At 72.2% G+C, this 17,637-nt stretch carries 13 protein-coding genes and 1 tRNA gene; 4 read left to right on the forward strand and 10 right to left on the reverse strand.

What is annotated here, in order from left to right; all coding sequences use genetic code 11:
• Positions 1-117 precede the first annotated feature (117 nt).
• The 8 genes from RZ50_RS16835 to RZ50_RS16870 all read right to left on the reverse strand — a co-directional run bounded on the left by RZ50_RS16835 (position 118) and on the right by RZ50_RS16870 (position 10,857).
• Positions 118-792 carry a response regulator gene (locus RZ50_RS16835; RefSeq protein WP_196951106.1) on the reverse strand — a complete coding sequence of 225 codons (675 nt, stop codon included), beginning with the start codon at positions 790-792 and terminating at the stop codon, positions 118-120.
• Entirely contained in the window at positions 785-3,355 is a 2,571-nt protein-coding gene (locus RZ50_RS16840; protein ID WP_196951105.1) for a sensor histidine kinase KdpD, read from the reverse strand. Before RZ50_RS16840 ends, RZ50_RS16835 begins: the two co-directional genes overlap by 8 nt.
• Positions 3,356-3,520: 165 nt before the next feature.
• On the reverse strand, positions 3,521-4,150 hold the full coding sequence (kdpC, locus tag RZ50_RS16845; protein ID WP_196951104.1) for a potassium-transporting ATPase subunit KdpC: 630 nt from the start codon (positions 4,148-4,150) through the stop codon (positions 3,521-3,523).
• A 21-nt stretch (positions 4,151-4,171) separates the two neighbouring features.
• Complete coding sequence (gene kdpB / locus RZ50_RS16850; RefSeq protein WP_196951103.1) at positions 4,172-6,286, reverse strand: potassium-transporting ATPase subunit KdpB; 2,115 nt, start codon at positions 6,284-6,286, stop codon at positions 4,172-4,174.
• Positions 6,286-7,950, reverse strand: a complete 1,665-nt coding sequence (gene kdpA / locus RZ50_RS16855) for a potassium-transporting ATPase subunit KdpA (protein ID WP_196951102.1) — start codon at positions 7,948-7,950, stop codon at positions 6,286-6,288. The genes kdpB and kdpA overlap by 1 nt, the downstream gene beginning before the upstream one ends.
• A 1-nt stretch (position 7,951) precedes the next feature.
• Entirely contained in the window at positions 7,952-8,041 is a 90-nt protein-coding gene (gene kdpF, locus RZ50_RS16860) for a K(+)-transporting ATPase subunit F (RefSeq protein ID WP_045693083.1), read from the reverse strand.
• Positions 8,042-8,583: 542 nt separating this feature from the next.
• Positions 8,584-10,416 (reverse strand): APC family permease, encoded by a 1,833-nt coding sequence (locus RZ50_RS16865; RefSeq protein ID WP_196951101.1) that lies wholly within the window; start codon positions 10,414-10,416, stop codon positions 8,584-8,586.
• 360 nt (positions 10,417-10,776) lie between these two features.
• Positions 10,777-10,857: transfer RNA gene (locus tag RZ50_RS16870), tRNA-Tyr, on the reverse strand.
• Positions 10,858-11,074: 217 nt separating this feature from the next.
• Between RZ50_RS16870 and RZ50_RS16875 the strand changes: the two genes are divergently transcribed.
• The gene (locus RZ50_RS16875) at positions 11,075-11,563 is read left to right on the forward strand and encodes a YajQ family cyclic di-GMP-binding protein (protein ID WP_196951100.1); all 489 of its coding nucleotides are present in this window, start codon (positions 11,075-11,077) and stop codon (positions 11,561-11,563) included.
• Positions 11,564-11,664: 101 nt separating this feature from the next.
• Here RZ50_RS16875 and RZ50_RS16880 read toward each other — a convergent pair whose 3' ends face one another.
• Both RZ50_RS16880 and RZ50_RS16885 read right to left on the reverse strand, forming a co-directional pair.
• Positions 11,665-12,156 carry a hypothetical protein gene (locus RZ50_RS16880; protein ID WP_196951099.1) on the reverse strand — a complete coding sequence of 164 codons (492 nt, stop codon included), beginning with the start codon at positions 12,154-12,156 and terminating at the stop codon, positions 11,665-11,667.
• Between the two features lie 42 nt (positions 12,157-12,198).
• Complete coding sequence (locus RZ50_RS16885; protein ID WP_196951098.1) at positions 12,199-12,852, reverse strand: helix-turn-helix domain-containing protein; 654 nt, start codon at positions 12,850-12,852, stop codon at positions 12,199-12,201.
• A gap of 156 nt (positions 12,853-13,008) precedes the next feature.
• Between RZ50_RS16885 and RZ50_RS16890 the strand changes: the two genes are divergently transcribed.
• From RZ50_RS16890 to RZ50_RS16900, 3 genes are all read left to right on the forward strand, one after another.
• Positions 13,009-14,361 carry an MFS transporter gene (locus tag RZ50_RS16890; protein WP_196951097.1) on the forward strand — a complete coding sequence of 451 codons (1,353 nt, stop codon included), beginning with the start codon at positions 13,009-13,011 and terminating at the stop codon, positions 14,359-14,361.
• Between the two features lie 543 nt (positions 14,362-14,904).
• Complete coding sequence (locus RZ50_RS16895) at positions 14,905-16,329, forward strand: dipeptidase (protein ID WP_196951096.1); 1,425 nt, start codon at positions 14,905-14,907, stop codon at positions 16,327-16,329.
• Complete coding sequence (locus tag RZ50_RS16900) at positions 16,329-17,492, forward strand: aminopeptidase P family protein (protein ID WP_196951095.1); 1,164 nt, start codon at positions 16,329-16,331, stop codon at positions 17,490-17,492. Before RZ50_RS16895 ends, RZ50_RS16900 begins: the two co-directional genes overlap by 1 nt.
• Positions 17,493-17,637 lie beyond the last annotated feature (145 nt).

Below are 17,637 nucleotides of genomic sequence, written 5' to 3' on the forward strand. Positions count from 1 at the left end.
GCCCGCTCGCTGCAGCACTGACGCTACGCCCACGGAAGACCGCCTCCGACCGGCCTTGACGCTCTCCTGTCGCCCACCGACCGGCTCTTGACGGCTCGTTGACGTTCCCACCGGTCGCTACGGCACGTACCGGTACCCGATCCCCGGCTCGGTGATCAGGTGCCGCGGCCTGGCGGGGTCAGGCTCCAGCTTGCGGCGCAGCCCTGCGAGGTAGACCCGCAGGTAGTTGCCGCGCGCCTCCTGGGCCGGGCCCCACACCTCCCGCAGGATCTGCCGCCCGGGCACCAGCCGGCCGGGGTTGGCGAGCAGCAGGCTGAGGATCCGCCACTCGGTCGGGGTGAGCCGCACCGGGCCGCCAGGGCCGGTCACCGTGGTGGCCGCGAGATCGACGGTGTGCTCGCCGATCACCGGGCGGCCCAGCGGGGCGTCCCCCAACGGCCGGCGCAGCACGGCACGCAGCCGGGCCAGCAATTCGTCCATCAGGAACGGCTTGGTGAGGTAGTCGTCGGCGCCCGCGTCCAGGGCACCGACCTTGTCGGCGGCTCCGGCCCGGCCGGAGAGCACGATGATCGGCATCGCGCTGCGGGTGCGCAGCCCGCGCAGCACGTCCATGCCGTCGAGGTCGGGCAGGCCGAGGTCGAGCAGGACGGCGTCCGGCACGGAGTGCGCGGCCCGGTCGAGCGCCTCGCCGCCACTGGCGGCCGTGCGGACGGCGTACTGCCGGGCACTGAGGTTGATCCGTAGGGTGCGCAGTAGGGCCGGTTCGTCGTCCACGATCAGGATTTCATTCATGAGGTGGCTCCTCCCCAGGGACGGCAGGCTCGGTGACGGCGGGCTCGGTGACGGCGGGCAGGGTGAGCAGCATGGTGGTGCCGCCCCCGGGGGTGTCCTCGACCTCCAGGCTGCCGCCCATGGCCTCGGCGAGGCCGCGGGACAGGGCGAGGCCCAGGCCCACCCCGGTGGTGTTGTCGGTGTCGCCGAGGCGCTGGAAGGGCAGGAAGACCCGGTCCCGGTCCTCGGGGGCGATGCCGGGGCCGCGGTCGATCACCCGGATCTCGACCTGGTCGGCGTGGTGGCTGGCGGTGACCAGCACGGGCGCGCCGGGGGCGTTGTACCGCAGCGCGTTGGTGATCACATTGGCGAGCACCCGCTCCAGCAGCGGCGGGTCGGCGAGCACCGGCGGGGCGGTGTCCAGGTCGAGCGGCTGGACCGGCGCGTACGGGTCGGGGAGGCTGTCCAGCGCCCTGGGCAGGATCTCGTCCAGGTGGGTCTCGGTGAGGTGCAGGGTGAGCGCGCCCGCCTGCAACCGGCTCATGTCGAGCAGGTTGTCGACCAGCCGGGTGAGCTTGACCAGCGACTCGTCAGCGGTGGCCAGGAGTTCGGCCTGGTCCTCGGACGAGAACTCGACGTCCGGGCTGCGCAGCGAGCCGACCGAGGCGCGGGCGGCGGCGAGCGGGGTGCGCAGGTCGTGGCTGACGGCGGCGAGCAGCGCGGTGCGCATCCGGTCGGCGGCCTTGATCGGTTCGACCTCGGCGGCGGCCACGGCCAGCCGCTCGCGCTCCAGCGCCGCGCCGACGTGGGCCGCGAAGGCGGTGAGCACCCGCTGGTCGGAGGCGGGCAGCCGGCGCCCGACGAGGACCAGGACGGCGTCGGCGCCGACCGGGACCTCGGTGGTCTCCTCCCCCGGCTCGGCGGCGGGGTGCTCGGCCTGGCAGTGGGCCAGCACCTCGCCGCCGCTGCGGGAGAGCAGGGCGACGGAGTCCATGCCGAAGGCCGTACGGGACTTCTCCAGCAGGGCGGGCAGCGCGTCGGCGCCGCGCAGCACGCTGCCGGCCAGGGTGGAGAGGGTCTCGGCCTCGGCGGTGGCGCGGGCGGCCCTGGTGGTGAGCCGGCCGGCGTGGTCGACCACGGTGGAGACGGCGAGCGCGATGGCGGCGAAGACCACCAGGGCGACGATGTTGTTGGTCTCGCCGATGGTCAGGCTGTGGACGGGCGGGATGAAGTAGTAGTTCAGCAGCACCGAGGCGATGAACGAGGCCACCAGGGCGGACATGGCGCCGCCGAGCAGGGCGACGATGACCACGCCGAGCTGGAAGATCAGCGCGTCGGTGGTGAGGTTGATGCTCTCGTGCGCCTGGGAGAGCACCACGGTGAGCAGCCAGGGCACCACGAAGCCCGCCAGGTAGCCGGCGATGGTGCGGCGCCTGGAGTGGCGGCGGCCCAGCGAGGGCAGTCGGCCGCGGCCGGTGAACTCGTGGGTGACCATGTGGACGTCGATGTCCTCGGAGTCGTCCACGGTCGTCTGTCCGGTGCCGGGGCCGGTGAGGAAGCGGTTGATCCGGCCGCGGCGGCTGGTGCCGAGCACCAGCTGGGTGGCGTCGTGGGCGCGGGCGAAGGTGAGCAGCGCGGTCGGGACGTCGTCGCCGACCACCACGTGGTAGCTGCCGCCGAGGGTCTCGACCAGCAGCCGCTGCTGGGCGAGCGCGCCGGAGGAGGCGCCGGCCAGGCCGTCGCTGCGGGAGACGTGGACGGCCAGCAGGTCTCCGCCGGCGGTGCGGTCGGCGATCCGGGCGGCGCGTCTGATCAGGGTCTCGCCCTCGGGGCCGCCGGTGAGGGCGACCACGACCCGCTCGCGGGTCTCCCAGACCCGGTCGATGTTGTGGCTGGCCCGGTAGTCGCGCAGCCCCTCGTCGACCCGCCCGGCCACCCAGAGCAGGGCGAGTTCGCGCAGGGCGGTGAGGTTGCCGATCCGGAAGTAGTTGGAGAGCGCCGCGTCCACCTTCTCCGCCTTGTAGACGTTGCCGTGGGCCATGCGCCGGCGCAGCGCCTGCGGGGCCATGTCGACGAGTTCGATCTGGTCGGCCCGGCGAACCACCTCGTCCGGGACGGTCTCGCGCTGCGGGATGCCGGTGATCTTCTGGACGACGTCGTTCAGCGATTCCAGGTGCTGGATGTTGACGGTGGTGATGACGTCGATCCCGGCGGCCAGCAGCTCCTCGACGTCCTGCCAGCGCTTGGCGTGGCGGCCGCCGGGGATGTTGGTGTGCGCCAGCTCGTCCACCAGCACGACGGACGGGCGGCGGGCGAGCACCGCGTCCAGGTCCATCTCCTCGAACTCGGCGTCGCGGTAGGAGCGGTGGGAGCGCGGCAGGACCTCCAGGCCTTCGAGCATGGCCTCGGTGTGGCGGCGGCCGTGGCACTCGATGTACCCGACCACGACATCGGCCCCGCGCTCCTGTCTGCGCCGGGCCTCGTCCAGCATCCGGAAGGTCTTGCCGACCCCCGGGGCGGAACCGAGGTACACCCTCAGCCGGCCGTTGCGGATGCCGGTGCCGGGGGTGAGGTCGCGGGCCATGGGCACTGCTTCTTTCCATCGGGAGATGACGGCTGGGAGGTGCGCGGGTGCGGATACGGGGCGGCCGACCCGGGCGCGGGAGGTGATCCTCCCGTGCCCGGGTCGGCCCGGTCACCCTGTCGTCGGGTGTCGTCGTGATGTCACTGCTCGGTCACTTCGGCTCGGTCACTTCTGCTCGCTGATCGCCTTGTTGAGCAGGACGACGTTGACGCCCTCGTTCCCGAGGAAGCCGAGCGAGCGGCCCTCGGTGTACTCGTCGACCAGCTTGGCGACGGTGTCCGCCGGCAGGCCGCGCTCCTTGGCGACCCGGTTCACCTGCTCCTTGGCGTAGGCCGTCGAGATGTACGGGTCGAGGCCGGAGCCGGAGGCGGTCAGCGCGTCGGCCGGGACGCCCGCCGGGTCCACGCCGTCGAACTCGGCGACGGCGGCGCGGCGTTCGTTGACGGCCTTGAGCAGGTCGTCGCTGTTCGGGCCGAGGTTGCTGGCGCCCGAGTTGTCGCCGGCGTAGTTGTTGGCGGAGGGCCGGGGCTGGAAGAACTTCGGGTCCGGCTTGGGCTCCTCCTTCGGGTCGTCCGGGTTGACCTTGGGCAGGTTGTAGTTCTGGCCGATCAGGCTGGAGCCGATCGGCCGGCCGTCGGCCTTCACGAACGAGCCGTTGGCCTTGTCGTTGAACGCGACCTGGCTGATCCCGGTGACCAGCAGCGGATAGGCGACTCCCAGGATCACCGTGAGCACCAGCAGCGCGCGCAGCGCGGTGAAGTGGGTGCGGATCGTCGTCGGCAGGGGCTTGGACATGGTGTTCTCTCCTTCCCCGCGTCAGTTGAGGCCGGGGATGAACTGGACGATCAGGTCGATCAGCTTGATGCCGACGAACGGCACCACCAGGCCGCCGAAGCCGTAGACCCCGATGTTGCGGCGCAGCAGCGAGCTGGCGTCGGACGGGCGGTAGCGCACGCCGCGCAGTGCGAGCGGGATCAGGCCGATGATGACCAGGGCGTTGAAGATGATCGCCGAGGTGATCGCGGACTGGGGGCTGTGCAGGCCCATGATGTTGAGGTGCTTCAGGCCCGGGTAGACCCCGGCGAACATCGCGGGGATGATCGCGAAGTACTTGGCCACGTCGTTGGCGATCGAGAAGGTGGTCAGCGCGCCGCGGGTGATCAGCAGCTGCTTGCCGATCTCCACGATCTCGATCAGCTTGGTCGGGTTGGAGTCCAGGTCGACCATGTTGCCGGCCTCCTTGGCCGCCATGGTCCCGGTGTTCATCGCGACGCCGACGTCGGCCTGGGCCAGCGCGGGGGCGTCGTTGGTGCCGTCGCCGGTCATCGCGACCAGCTTGCCGCCCTCCTGCTCCTTCTTGATCAGGGCCATCTTGTCCTCGGGCGTGGCCTCGGCGAGGAAGTCGTCCACGCCGGCCTCCTCCGCGATCGCCTTGGCGGTCAGCGGGTTGTCGCCCGTGATCATGATGGTCTTGATGCCCATCCGGCGGAGCTCGTCGAAGCGCTCCCGCATGCCCTCCTTGACCACGTCCTTGAGGTGGATGACCCCCAGGACCTTGGCGGGCTCGTCGCCGGTCTTCGCGGCGACCACCAGCGGGGTGCCACCGGCGGCGGAGATGCCGTCGACCAGGGTGGAGACCTCGGCGCCGACCGAACCGCCGTTCTCGGTCACCCAGTTGGAGACCGCGCCGGCGGCGCCCTTGCGGACCTGGTGAACTCCGTCGGCCTCGTCGAGGTCCACGCCCGACATCCGGGTCTGGGCGGTGAACGGGACCCAGGTGGCGTGCGTCAACTCGCCCTGGGCGCGGGCCCGCAGACCGTACTCGGTCTTGGCGAGGACCACGATCGAGCGGCCCTCGGGGGTCTCGTCCGCGAGGGAGGAGAGCTGGGCGGCGCTGGCCAGTTCGTCGGTGCTCACGCCCGGGGCGGGCAGGAACTCGGCGGCCTGGCGGTTGCCCAGGGTGATGGTGCCGGTCTTGTCGAGCAGCAGGGTGTTGACGTCTCCGGCGGCCTCGACGGCGCGGCCGGACATCGCCAGCACGTTGCGCTGGACCAGCCGGTCCATGCCGGCGATGCCGATCGCGGAGAGCAGCGCGCCGATGGTGGTCGGGATGAGCGCCACGATCAGGGCCACCAGGACGATCATCGACTGCGGGGCGCCCGCGTACGTGGCCATCGGCTGGAGCGTGACGACCGCGACCAGGAAGACGATGGTCAGCGAGGCGAGCAGGATGTTGAGCGCGATCTCGTTCGGCGTCTTCTGCCGGGCGGCGCCCTCGACCAGGGCGATCATCCGGTCGATGAAGGTCTTGCCGGGCTCGGAGGAGATCTTCACCACGATCCGGTCGGACAGCACCTTGGTGCCGCCGGTGACGGCGCTGCGGTCGCCGCCGGACTCGCGGATGACCGGCGCGGACTCACCCGTGATCGCCGACTCGTCGACGCTCGCGACACCCTCGACGACGTCGCCGTCGCCGGGGATGATCTGGCCCGCCTCGACCACCACGTGGTCGCCGAGCCGGAGCTCGGTGCCGGGCACCTCCTCCTCGGCCTGGGAGGCCGGCCAGCCGGTGAGCCGGCGGGCCATGGTGTCGGACTTGGTCTTGCGCAGGGTGTCGGCCTGGGCCTTGCCGCGGCCCTCGGCGACGGCCTCCGCCAGGTTGGCGAAGATCGTGGTGAGCCAGAGCCAGACGGTGATGGCCCAGGCGAACACGGACGGGCTGGCGATCGCGGAGACGGTGGTGACCACCGAGCCGACCTCGACCACGAACATCACCGGGTTCTTGACCATCACCCGGGGATCGAGCTTCTTCACCGCGTCCGGCAGGGACGCGACGATCAGCTTCGGGTCGAGGAGGCCGCTCGCCACTCTGTGCGGCGCGGCGGGCTCGGCCTTGTCGGCCGGTGCGGGGTTGAGCGTAGGGGTGGACATCAGGAGGACAGACCTTCCGCGATCGGCCCGAGAGCCAGGGCCGGGAAGTAGGTGAGGCCGACGACGATCAGGATCACGCCCGACAGCAGGCCCACGAACAGCGGCTTGTGGGTGGGCAGGGTGCCCGGGGTGGCCGGAACCGGCTGCTGCTGGGCGAGCGAGCCCGCCAGCGCCAGGACGAAGACGATCGGCAGGAGACGGCCGAAGATCATCGCCAGGCCGAGCGCGGTGTCGTACCAGTCGGTGTTGACGGTGATGCCGCCGAAGGCCGAGCCGTTGTTGTTGGCCGCCGAGGTGAAGGCGTACAGCACCTCGGAGAAGCCGTGGGCGCCCGAGTTGAGCATCCCGGCGCGCTCGCCCGGCAGGGCCATCGCCACGCCCGTGCCGACCAGCACGATCGTCGGCGTGGTGAGGATGTACAGCGAGGCGAACTTCATCTCCCGGCCGCCGAGCTTCTTGCCCAGGTACTCGGGGGTGCGCCCGACCATCAGGCCGGCGACGAACACCGCGATGACCGCCAGCACCAGCATGCCGTAGAGGCCGGAACCCACACCGCCGGGCGCGATCTCACCCAGCATCATGTTGAAGACCGTCAGCCCGCCGCCGAACGGCGTGAACGAGTCGTGGAAGGAGTTCACCGCACCGGTCGAGGTCAGCGTCGTCGAGGCGGCGAACAGCGAACTGGCGGCGATGCCGAAGCGCTGCTCCTTGCCCTCCATCGCGGCGCCCGCGGCCTGCAGGGCGGCGCCCCCGTGCTGCGACTCGGCGAAGGTGAGCAGGGCGGTCGAGGCGACCCAGAACAGGCCCATCACGGCGACGATCGCGTAGCCCTGGCGGTTGTCCCCGACCATCCGGCCGAAGGTCCGCGGCAGCGCGAACGGGATCAGCAGGATCAGGAAGATCTCGACCAGGTTGGAGAAGCCGGTCGGGTTCTCGAACGGGTGCGCCGAGTTGGCGTTGAAGAAGCCGCCGCCGTTGGTGCCGAGCAGCTTGATGACCTCCTGGGAGGCCACCGGGCCGCCCGGGATCTTCTGCACCTCGCCGCTGAGGGTGGTCACGTCGGTGAAGCCGTGGAAGTTCTGGATCACGCCGGAGGCGGCCAGGACCAGGGCGAAGACGATGGAGATCGGCAGCAGCAGCCGCAGGTTGATCCGGGTGAGGTCCACCCAGAAGTTGCCGACCCGGTCGGTCCTGTTGCGGGTGAAGCCCCGGATCAGCGCGGCGACGACGGCGATGCCGACGGCCGCGGAGACGAAGTTCTGCACCGCCAGGCCCGCCATCTGCGCCAGGTGGCCCATCGCGGACTCACCGGCGTAGGACTGCCAGTTGGTGTTGGCGACGAACGAGATCGCGGTGTTCCAGGCCTGGTGGCCCGGCATCTGCGGAACGCCCAGGTTCAGCAGCAGGAAGTTCTGGAGGCGGATCAGGCCGTACAGGAAGAGGACGGAGACGGCCGAGAAGGCCACCACCGAACGCAGGTACACCGGCCAGCGCTGGTCGGCGTCGCCGTCGACGCCGATCAGCTTGTAGATGCCGCGTTCGACTCTGAGGTGCTTGGAGGTGGTGAGGAGCTTGGCGATGTAGTCGCCAAGGGGGCGGTAGCACAGGGCCAGGGCCCCGACCAGGGCCAGGGCCTGCAGCCAGCCCGCGAGAGTGGATCCCATGTCAGAACTTCTCCGGGAAGATCAGCGCCACGACGAGGTAGCCGACGAGTGCGACGGCCACGACCAGACCTGCGATGTTCTCCGCGCTCATGCGCCCACCTCGCTGCGCTCGGCGGGCGCTTCGCGCCACACCCGCCTGTTGACGGTTCGTTCGCTGCGCTCACTCACAGCTTCTCCACCCCCCGCGCGATCAGGGCGATGACGGCGAACACGGCGACCGTGACACCGACGTAGATGAGATCGGACATGGGCTCCACCAGCGTGGTTCGGGAGATGCCGCCAGCGGCCGGAACGGCTTCGCGCGGCGCCGGCGGACGACCGGCAGATGCAGCAAACCAGCCGTCTAAGGCGCGTTATGGCTCCCTGACGCCCTCCATACGGGTGAACGCGTGACGTTGACGCGACCTTGACGTCCGCTTCACCGGGCCGAGACCGTCGTCACCGGACCGAGACCGGAGGCCCGCCGCAGGCCCGGCCCCGGTAAGCGGCGGGCCCCGGGCGGCAGTCTGCCGTCCGGGGCCCGTCACGCCCTGGGAGTCCGGGTGCGCTGCATCCGCGTCATGCGTTGCATCCGCGTCCCGCGTTACACGTCTCCCGCTGCATCCGCATCCCGCGTTGCATCCGCGCCCTGCGTTACATCCTCATCCGCAGCCGGCAGACCACCGCATCGGTGTGCCGGCGCAGGGCGCGGTCGATCACGGCGCCGCGCCGGTTCTGCAGGGCCCGCTGCCACCAGCGGGCGGGCTCGACCTCGGGGATCAGCACCGTGAGCCGGTCGTAGGCGTGCTCCTCACCGAGCCGGTTGACGAACTCGGCGATCGGCTGGCCCAGGCGGCGGTGGTCCTCCGGGATCTCCAGCAGCGGTACGCCCGGCTGCCACAGCTCCCAGTCCCGGCGCAGCGCCTCGGCGTCGGCCGGCTCGTGCACCACGGTGACCGCCAGCACCTCGTCGCCGAGCGACAGCGCCGCCGACAGGCCGTCCCGGGTGAGCCGGGTGATGGCCGTCACCGGGACCACGACCAGGCTGCGCTGGCGGGTCACCGCGCCGGGCACCCGGCCGAGCTCCAGGCGCTCGCCGATCCGCGCGTAGCTGCGGTGGACCGCCTCGAACAGCACCACCAGCAGCGGCAGGGCCACCACGATGCCCCAGGCGCCCTCGGTGAACTTGGTGCCGGTCACCACGATCGTGGCGACGCCGGTGAGCACCGCGCCGAAGCCGTTCAGCGCGGCCTTCCAGTGCCAGCCGGCCGGCCGTCGCAGGAACCAGTGCCGGACCATGCCGACCTGGCAGATGGTGAAGCCGACGAACACGCCGATCGAGAAGAGCGGCACCAGGCTGTTGACGTCCCCGCCGGAGCCGACCAGCAGCGCCGCCGACACCACCGCGAGGAACAGCACGCCGTGCCGGTGCACCTGGCGGTCGGCGCGCAGCGCGAACACGTGCGGCAGGTGGTTGTCCCGGGCGAGCAGGTCCATCAGCACCGGGAGGCCGCCGAAGGAGGTGTTGGCGGCCAGGCCGAGCAGGAGCACGGTGGCGAACTGGACGACGAAGAAGCCGACGCCGTGGCCGAGCGAGGCGTCGGCGAGCTGGGCGAGCACGGTGACGCCCTCGACCGGCTGGAGGTGGAAGCGGCCGATCAGCACGGCCAATCCGATCAGCATCACGCCGAGCAGGGCGCCGAGCGCGACCTCGGTGCGCTGGGCCCGCTTCACCCGCGGGGTCCGGTAGGAGGGGACGGCGTTCGCCACCGCCTCGACGCCGGTCAGCGCCGAGCAGCCGGCCGCGAAGGCCTTGAGCAGCAGCAGCGCGCCGACCGTGGTGGCGTTCTCGGCGAGCACCGAGGCGTGGCCGGCGGCGGCCGCCGTACTGGCCGGGGCGTCCCGGAACAGGCCGACCGCGATGATCACCAGGATGGAGAGGACGAAGACGGCCGTCGGGGCCATGAACCAGCGCGCCGACTCGGCGATCCCGCGCAGGTTGACCGCGGTCACCAAGGCGAGCACGCCCAGGCAGAGCCAGACCCGGTGGTCGTACAGGCCCGGGACGGCGGAGGTCAGCGCGGCCACGCCGGCGGTGACCGAGACCGCGACGTTCAGGATGTAGTCGATCACCAGCGAGGCGGCCGCGGTCAGCGCGGTGCGGCGGCCCAGGTGGGCCTTGGCCACCGCGTAGGAGCCGCCGCCGTCCGGGAAGGCCGCGATCACCTGCCGGTAGGAGGCGACCAGCACCGCGAGCAGGACGGCGATCGCCGCCGTGACCGGCAGCGTGAAGCCCAGCCCGTACGCGCCGGCCGCGGCCAGCACCAGCACGATCGACTCCGGGCCGTACGCGACCGAGGCCATGGCGTCCAGCGAGAGCGCCGCCAGTCCGCCGAACGCGGTGAGCCGGTGCCGCTCGTCACCGGCCCCGGTGTCCGGCGGTTCGGGTTCTGCAGTGACGGCCGGGGTGGAGATGGCGCTGGACATCGGACGGGACCTCCGCAGTCGGTAGTTGCTCCGATCCTGCGGTCCACGTCCCGGGCGGCCCCCTGCCCCCTACGCGTTCCTGACGCTGCCGCGAGCGCCCTTGACGCGCCCTTGACGCGCCCGGTGCCCTGCTGGAGGGGACGGCTGGCGGGGGTGGGTGAGCCGTTGTCCCGGCGGGCGCCGGTTGGGAAGACGATCAGCTCGAAGGACTCCCACCCCCGGGCTCCCACTCTGCTGCCTGCCGAACGTAATTGCAAGCAATGCGCAATAACTGCCCCCAGGTCCACCCGCCCGCGCCCGGAGAAAACGGAACAGCCCCCGATCCGCGTTTCCGCAGATCGGGGGCTGTTTCCTATCCTGTGGCTGGTGCAGGGTTCGAACCTGCGTAGCTTGCGCGACAGATTTACAGTCTGCTCCCTTTGGCCGCTCGGGCAACCAGCCAGGATTTTCGTCTTCCAGGGTGTTCACCCCGTTCGACTTGGTAAACCATACCTGATCCCGGGGGGTGCTCCGCCACTCGATAGATCACGTGACGATCAAGGAGTCCGGCGCTGCCGTCACGGGCGGGGCCGGGGTGGCGCTGGATAGGCTGGGGCCGCGGACGCCCGGTGGGGCGGGCCGTGCCAGTGAAGCCAGAGCAACAAGGAGACCAACACCCATGGCCGACTCCAGTTTCGACATCGTCTCGAAGGTCGAGTGGCAGGAGGTCGACAACGCGATCAACCAGACCTCCCGTGAGATCGCCACCCGCTTCGACTTCAAGGGCGTGGGCGGCGAGATCAGCCGCTCCGGCGAGAAGATCGAGATGAAGGCCAACGGCGAGGAGCGCGTGCGGGCCATCCTGGACGTGCTGCAGACGAAGTTCGTCAAGCGCGGCCTCTCCCTGAAGGCCCTGGACGCTGCCGAGCCGCAGCTGTCCGGCAAGGAGTACAAGATCTTCGCGAACATCAAGGAGGGCATCACCACGGAGGATGCCAAGAAGGTCGCGAAGATCATCCGGGACGAGGGCCCGAAGGGCGTCAAGGCCCAGGTCCAGGGCGACGAACTGCGCGTCAGCTCCAAGAGCCGCGACGACCTGCAGACCGTGCAGGCCCTGCTCAAGGGCAAGGACCTGGACTTCGCGATCCAGTACGTGAACTACCGCTAGTCGACCGCCCCCGCCGGGCGGGGGCAGCACCGACCCGGTCGGGGGCGCGGCGCCGAGGCGCGGCGCCCCCGACGTGCGTGTGGCGGGGGACGGGTGCGCTCTCAGTCGGGGGTGACCCAGCCGTCCGTGCTGCGGTGGGCGGCGAGTCCGACCGAGTCGAACTCGTCCGTGTCGCCCGGCTCGACGTGCGCGCCGATCCGTCGCAGGGCGCGGGAGATCGGGGTGCCCTCGGGTGGGGACGGCTCGAACTCGCCACTGCTGAGCGGGCCGAGGACGATCCGGCCGTTCGACCAGACGGCGGCGCGCTGGGTGCCGCTGCCGCCCCAGTACTCGGCCTCGACGCAGGCGATCGGCTCGGCCTTGGACCAGGCGGCGAGCCGGAGTTCGAAGCCGTCCGAGTGCCAGCCGAAGCCGGCGCCGCCGCCGGACTTCGACTCGGCCTCCTCGCCCTGGAGCGCCGCGAGGACGGCGGGGGTGACCGGGATGAGGGCCAGCCCCTGCGCCAGCGGTACGACCCGGGCCGCCGGGACCTCCGCCGCCGCCACCGTCAGCAGCTCCCGTGTGCCTATCAGCGCCTGGAGTTCATACGACATGCCGGACATGGTGACTCACCGCACTGACAGTCGGCCCGGAATTTATGATTCCGTGCCCGGTCGGAGACCGTAGAGCAGGGTGAAGAGGGTCACGTCCATCGCATCCTCGGCCGTACTCGGTCCCTCTTCGCCCAGTTCGTCGAGGATTTCGGACAGTTGTGAACGCAGCCGGACCAGCCGTTCCGGGCTGAGCCGCACCGAGAAGTGCGCGAAGAGGCCGGGCGGGGTGCCCGAGCCGTCCTTCGGGGCGCTGAAGTCCAGTCGGCCGTCGGCGATCCGGGCGCGGAGGTCGGCGCGCACCTGGTCCACCGCGGCCAGGATTGCGTCGTACGCCTCGGAGCGGGCCGGCGAATCGGCGGTGAACATCTCCGGGGCGAGCCGGATCGACCCCTGGGCGACCTGGTACCGGCTCTCCACGATGCCGGAGACCAGCCGGGTGCCGGCCAGCAGGACCAGGCCGGCCTTCTCCAGCTGCTTGATGTGCCGGTAGAGCTTGGTCTGCGGCTCTCCGAGCTCGGCGGCGAGCTCCTTGGCTGTCAGCGGGCGCTCCTCGGAGGACTTCAGGGCGCCGAGGATGGCCAGGCGCAGCGGGTCGGCCAGCGCCTTGAGCACCGCGACGTCGGCCACCTGGCGCTCCTTGACCCAGCCGGTGGGCTGCTCGCCGCCCTCGACGGGTTCCGGTTCGTGCTCGGCCACGGGCCCACCTTCCACATCGGCTGCGCCGTCCGCGGTCACCGCCCCGGCGAGCACTCACTCTTGCGCAACCAATCATACTTGGGCAATCATTCACGTAAGCGTGAACGGTGACAGCGATCGCCAACGGTGGCGCGATCGAGAACAGTGGGGGCGGACATGACGGACCAGGCGACCTCGACAGTGGCGGAGCACCCGGCCACGGCACCGGCGGAACCCGGACCGGCCGCCCCGCCGCCGCCCGTGCCGCTGCGGCGCAACCTGCGGTTCCAGGCCCTGTGGGCCGGTCAGGCCTCCGCCACCCTCGGCATGATGGTCGGCGACACCGCCTTCCCGCTGCTGGTCCTCGCGCTCACCGGCTCCTCCACCGCCGCCGGGGCCTTCGGCGCCGTACAGATGGCCACCACCCTGCTGCTGGGCGTCCACGGCGGTGTGGTCGCCGACCGGCTGGACCGCCGCAAGGTGCTGATCGCCTCCGACGCCACCCGGCTGCTCGCCCTCGCCAGCGTCCCGGTGGCCATGGCCTTCGGCCAGCCGAGCCTGGTTCACCTGCTGCTGGTCGCCGCCGCGATCGGCGCGACCGTCGCCTACAGCGGGCCGATCCGGCTGCTCGCGCTGCGCTCGGTGGTCGCGCCGGAGCAGCTGCCCCAGGCGCTGGCCCAGGACGAGGCCCGGATGAGCGGCGCCGCGCTGGCCGGACCGCCGCTGGCCGGGTTCCTGTTCGGGCTCGGCCGCTCCGTCCCCTTCCTCGGCGCCGCCTTCGCCTCGCTGCTCGCGCTGACCGCCGCGTTCATGGTGCGCTTCCCCAGCCCGAACCAGCCCGAGAAGGCAAGAGAGGTAGCGGAGGCCGAGGAGAACAGGGAGGCCGGGCAGCCCGCGAAGCGCGCCGGGGACGGCGCCCTGGCCGGCTTCCGCGTCCTCGCCGCCTCCCCGCTGCTGCGGCCCGCCCTGGCCGTCCTGCTGGTGATCAACCTGACCGGGGCCGCGCTGCTGCTGCCCGTCATGGTGCTGCTGCGCGAGCACGGCACCGGCAGCACCGGGATCGGCCTGGCGCTGGCCGGCGAGGCGGTCGGCGCGCTGGCCGGGACGGCCCTGGTCTCCCGGATGCACCGGCTGGCCGGCCCCGGCGTCCTGCTGCTGGCGGTGGCCTGGACCGCCGTCCCGGTGCCGCTGGCTCCGCTGCTGCCCGGCGGGGCGCCCACCGTCTTCGCCGCGCTGTTCGTGGTCGGCGCGGGTGTGCCGGCCCTGCGGGTGATGCTCGACCTGCTGGTCATCCGGCAGGTGCCGGACGAGCTGCGCGGCCGGGTGATCGCGGCGACCATGACGCTGCTCACCGCCGGCATGCCCGCCGGGGCCTTCGCCAGCGGCCTGCTGCTGGACCACCTCTCCCCCGCCACCGCGCTGACCGCGATCAGCGCCGTGCTCGCCGCCGCCCTGCTGCCCGCGACCGCGAGCCGTACGCTGCGCCGCGCCGTCTGGCCCGTCACCGCACCGGCTTCCGCGCGGAACTGACCTTCGGCCGGCCGCCCCCGATCACCCGCATGGCTCACGCCGCATGCGGCGGCCTCGGCAACCGGGTGAACTGGCCCGGTACGGCCCGCTCCTGGGAAACCCCCGGGGCGGGTCCCGCCGTACCGGAGGAGGGCTGAATGGGTTCCACGGACGCGTCCCCTCCCGGCCGGGGAGAAGCCGCCGGCCCCGCGACGAGGGAGCGCACCGGCTCGACGGCCGGCCGACCGGCCGCGGCCCCGCGGATGTCCTGGATCACGCTCGCCCTGATGACCACCGCCTCGGTGGCCGGCCTGCGCTCCGCCCTCGCCATGGCGGTCCACGGCCTGGCGTGCGTCTTCCTCTGCCTCGTCCCGGCGGTCGTGTTCCTGCTGCCGACCGCGCTGGTCGCCGCCGAGCCGGCCTCCGGCTGGGACGGCGGCGTCTACCGCTGGGTGTCGGAGGGCCTGTCGAAGCCGCTCGGCCGGGCCGGCGTTCCCCGGACGCCGCCGGCGAGTCGGCCGCGCAGGAGGCGGACGAACTGCGCCACGCCGAAGGAGGCACCGCATGACCGACGGAACAGCCGACGAGACGACCGGCGACACGGCCGGCGGCACGACCGGCGGCACGACCGGCGGCACGACCGACGAACTCGCCGCCCGAATAGCCGGGTTGATGCCACGGGCGAAGGACGACCTGGCCGAGCTGGTAACCCTCCCGTCCGTCGCCGACCCCCGGCAGTACCCGCCGGAGAAGTGCCGGGAGGCCGCCGAGTGGGTCGCCGCCGCCTTCACCGAAGCCGGTCTGCGCGACGTCCACCTGGAGGAGACCCCGGACGGCAGCCACGCCGTGATCGGCCACCGCCCGCCCCCGCCCGGCGCCCCGACCGTGCTGCTCTACAGCCACTACGACGTCCAGCCCCCGCTCGACGACGCCGCCTGGACCTCCCCGCCGTTCGAGCTCACCGAGCGCGACGGCCGCTGGTACGGGCGCGGCGCCGCCGACTGCAAGGGCAACATCGTCATGCACCTCACCGCGCTGCGGGCGCTCGGCGACGACCTCCCGGTCGGCGTCAAGCTGGTGGTCGAGGGCTCCGAGGAGCAGGGCACCGGCGGCCTGGAGGCGTACCTGCCCCCGCACGCCGGCGAGTTGCACGCGGACGCCCTGCTGATCTGCGACACCGGCAACGCCGCCGTCGGCATCCCCACCGCCACCACCTCGCTGCGCGGGGTCGCCAACGTGGTGGTCACCGTCCGGGCGCTCCACGGCGACGTGCACTCCGGCATGTTCGGCGGCCCCGCCCCGGACGCCCTCGCCGCGCTGATCCGGATGCTCGACTCGCTGCGCGACGCCGACGGCGGCACCCGGATCGACGGCCTGGACCGCACCGGCACCTGGAGCGGCGCCGGGTACGACGAGACCCGGTTCCGGGCCGACGCCGGAGTGCTGGACGGCGTCCGGCTGACCGGCTCCGGCACCGTCGCAGACCGGCTCTGGGCCCGCCCTGCCGTCACCGTCCTCGGCATCGACTGCCCGCCCGTGGTCGGCTCGGCCGCCGCCGTCCCGGCCACCGCCCGCGCCCGGGTGAGCCTGCGGGTGCCGCCCGGCACCGACGCCCGCACCGCCCAGGACGCGCTGGTCGGGCACCTGGAGGCCGCCGCCCCCTGGGGTGTGCGGGTCGAGGTCGAACGGGAGAGCGCCGGCTCGCCGTTCCGGGCGGACACCGGCGGGCCCGCGTACGCGGCGCTGGACCGGGCGATGCGGGAGGTCTACGGCACGCCGATGTCCTTCCTCGGCCAGGGCGGCTCGATCCCGCTCTGCAACGTCCTCGCCGGCACCTTCCCCGAGGCGGAGATCGTCCTGATCGGCGTCGAGGAGCCGCGCTGCCTGATTCACGCTCCGAACGAGAGCGTCGACCCGGAGGAGATCCGGCGGATGGCCCACGTCGAGGCGCTCTTCCTCCGGCACTTCGCCAACTCGGCCAGCACGTGATGGAGTTGACGCAAGGCCCGCCCGGACCACGAGGAGGAAGCACCGTGCCCCGTCCCTTCACCGTCGAGGACCACGCCGCCCGGATGGCCCGGGCCGCCGCCGACGCGACCGCCGCCGGGCTGGCCGGCCTGGTCGTCGCGCCCGGCCCCGACCTGGCGTACCTGTGCGGCTACACGCCCACCGCGATCACCGAGCGGCTCACCGCCCTCGTCCTCGCCGCCGGGCGCCGGCCCGCCCTGGTGGTCCCCAGGCTGGAGCGTCCCGACGCCGAGAAGGCGGTCGGCGCCCCGGCCGTCGAGCTGCTCGACTGGTCCGACGGCAAGAACCCGTACGCCGCCGTCAGCCCGCTGTTCGACCCGGCCGGGCGGTACGGCGTCTCCGACAACACCTGGGCGATGCACCTGCTCGGCCTCCAGTCCGCGCTGCCCGGCGCCTCGTTCACCTCGCTCACCGAGACCCTGCCGATGCTGCGCGCGGTCAAGGACGCCGAGGAGCTGGAGCGGCTGGCCGCGGCCGGCGGCGCCGCGGACGCCGCCTACCGGGGCATCCTGGACGTCCCCTTCGCCGGCCGCCGGGAGACCGACGTGGCCGCCGACCTCGGCGCGCTGCTCATCCAGTACGGGCACAGCCAGGTCGACTTCACCGTGGTCGGCTCCGGCCCCAACGGCGCCAACCCGCACCACGAGGCCGGGGACCGGGTCATCCGGACCGGCGACACCGTGGTGCTGGACTTCGGCGGACTCAAGGACGGCTACGGCTCCGACACCACCCGCACCGTGCACGTCGGCCCGGACGTCCCGGCCGAGGTGCGGAAGGTGCACGACGTGGTCCGGCTCGCCCAGCAGACCGCCTTCGAGGCGGTCCACCCCGGGGTGAGCTGCCAGGAGATCGACCGGATCGCCCGACGGGTGATCACCGAGGCGGGCTACGGCGAGTACTTCATCCACCGCACCGGCCACGGCATCGGCACCACCACGCACGAGCCGCCGTACCTGGTCGAGGGCGAGGAGCGGCCGCTCGTGCCCGGCATGTGCTTCTCGATCGAGCCCGGCATCTACCTGCCCGGCCGGTTCGGGGTGCGGATCGAGGACATCGTCACGGTCACCCCGACCGGGGGCCGACGCTTCAACAACACCCCGCACGAGCTGGGCACCGTCTCCTGATGAGCCCTCCGACGAACGCGCCGATGCGCCCTCCGATGCGTCACCCCGCCCCCACGGCTCCGGCCATGCTCCGTGCACATCCCATGTGCGTCTTTCTTACGAGCCGGTCATGGTTCACCCAGAGTCCTCCAAGTTTGCGTTGGTA

The organism is Kitasatospora sp. SUK 42 (genome assembly GCF_015776785.2).
In the GTDB taxonomy this organism is placed as follows: Bacteria; Actinomycetota; Actinomycetes; order Streptomycetales; family Streptomycetaceae; genus Kitasatospora.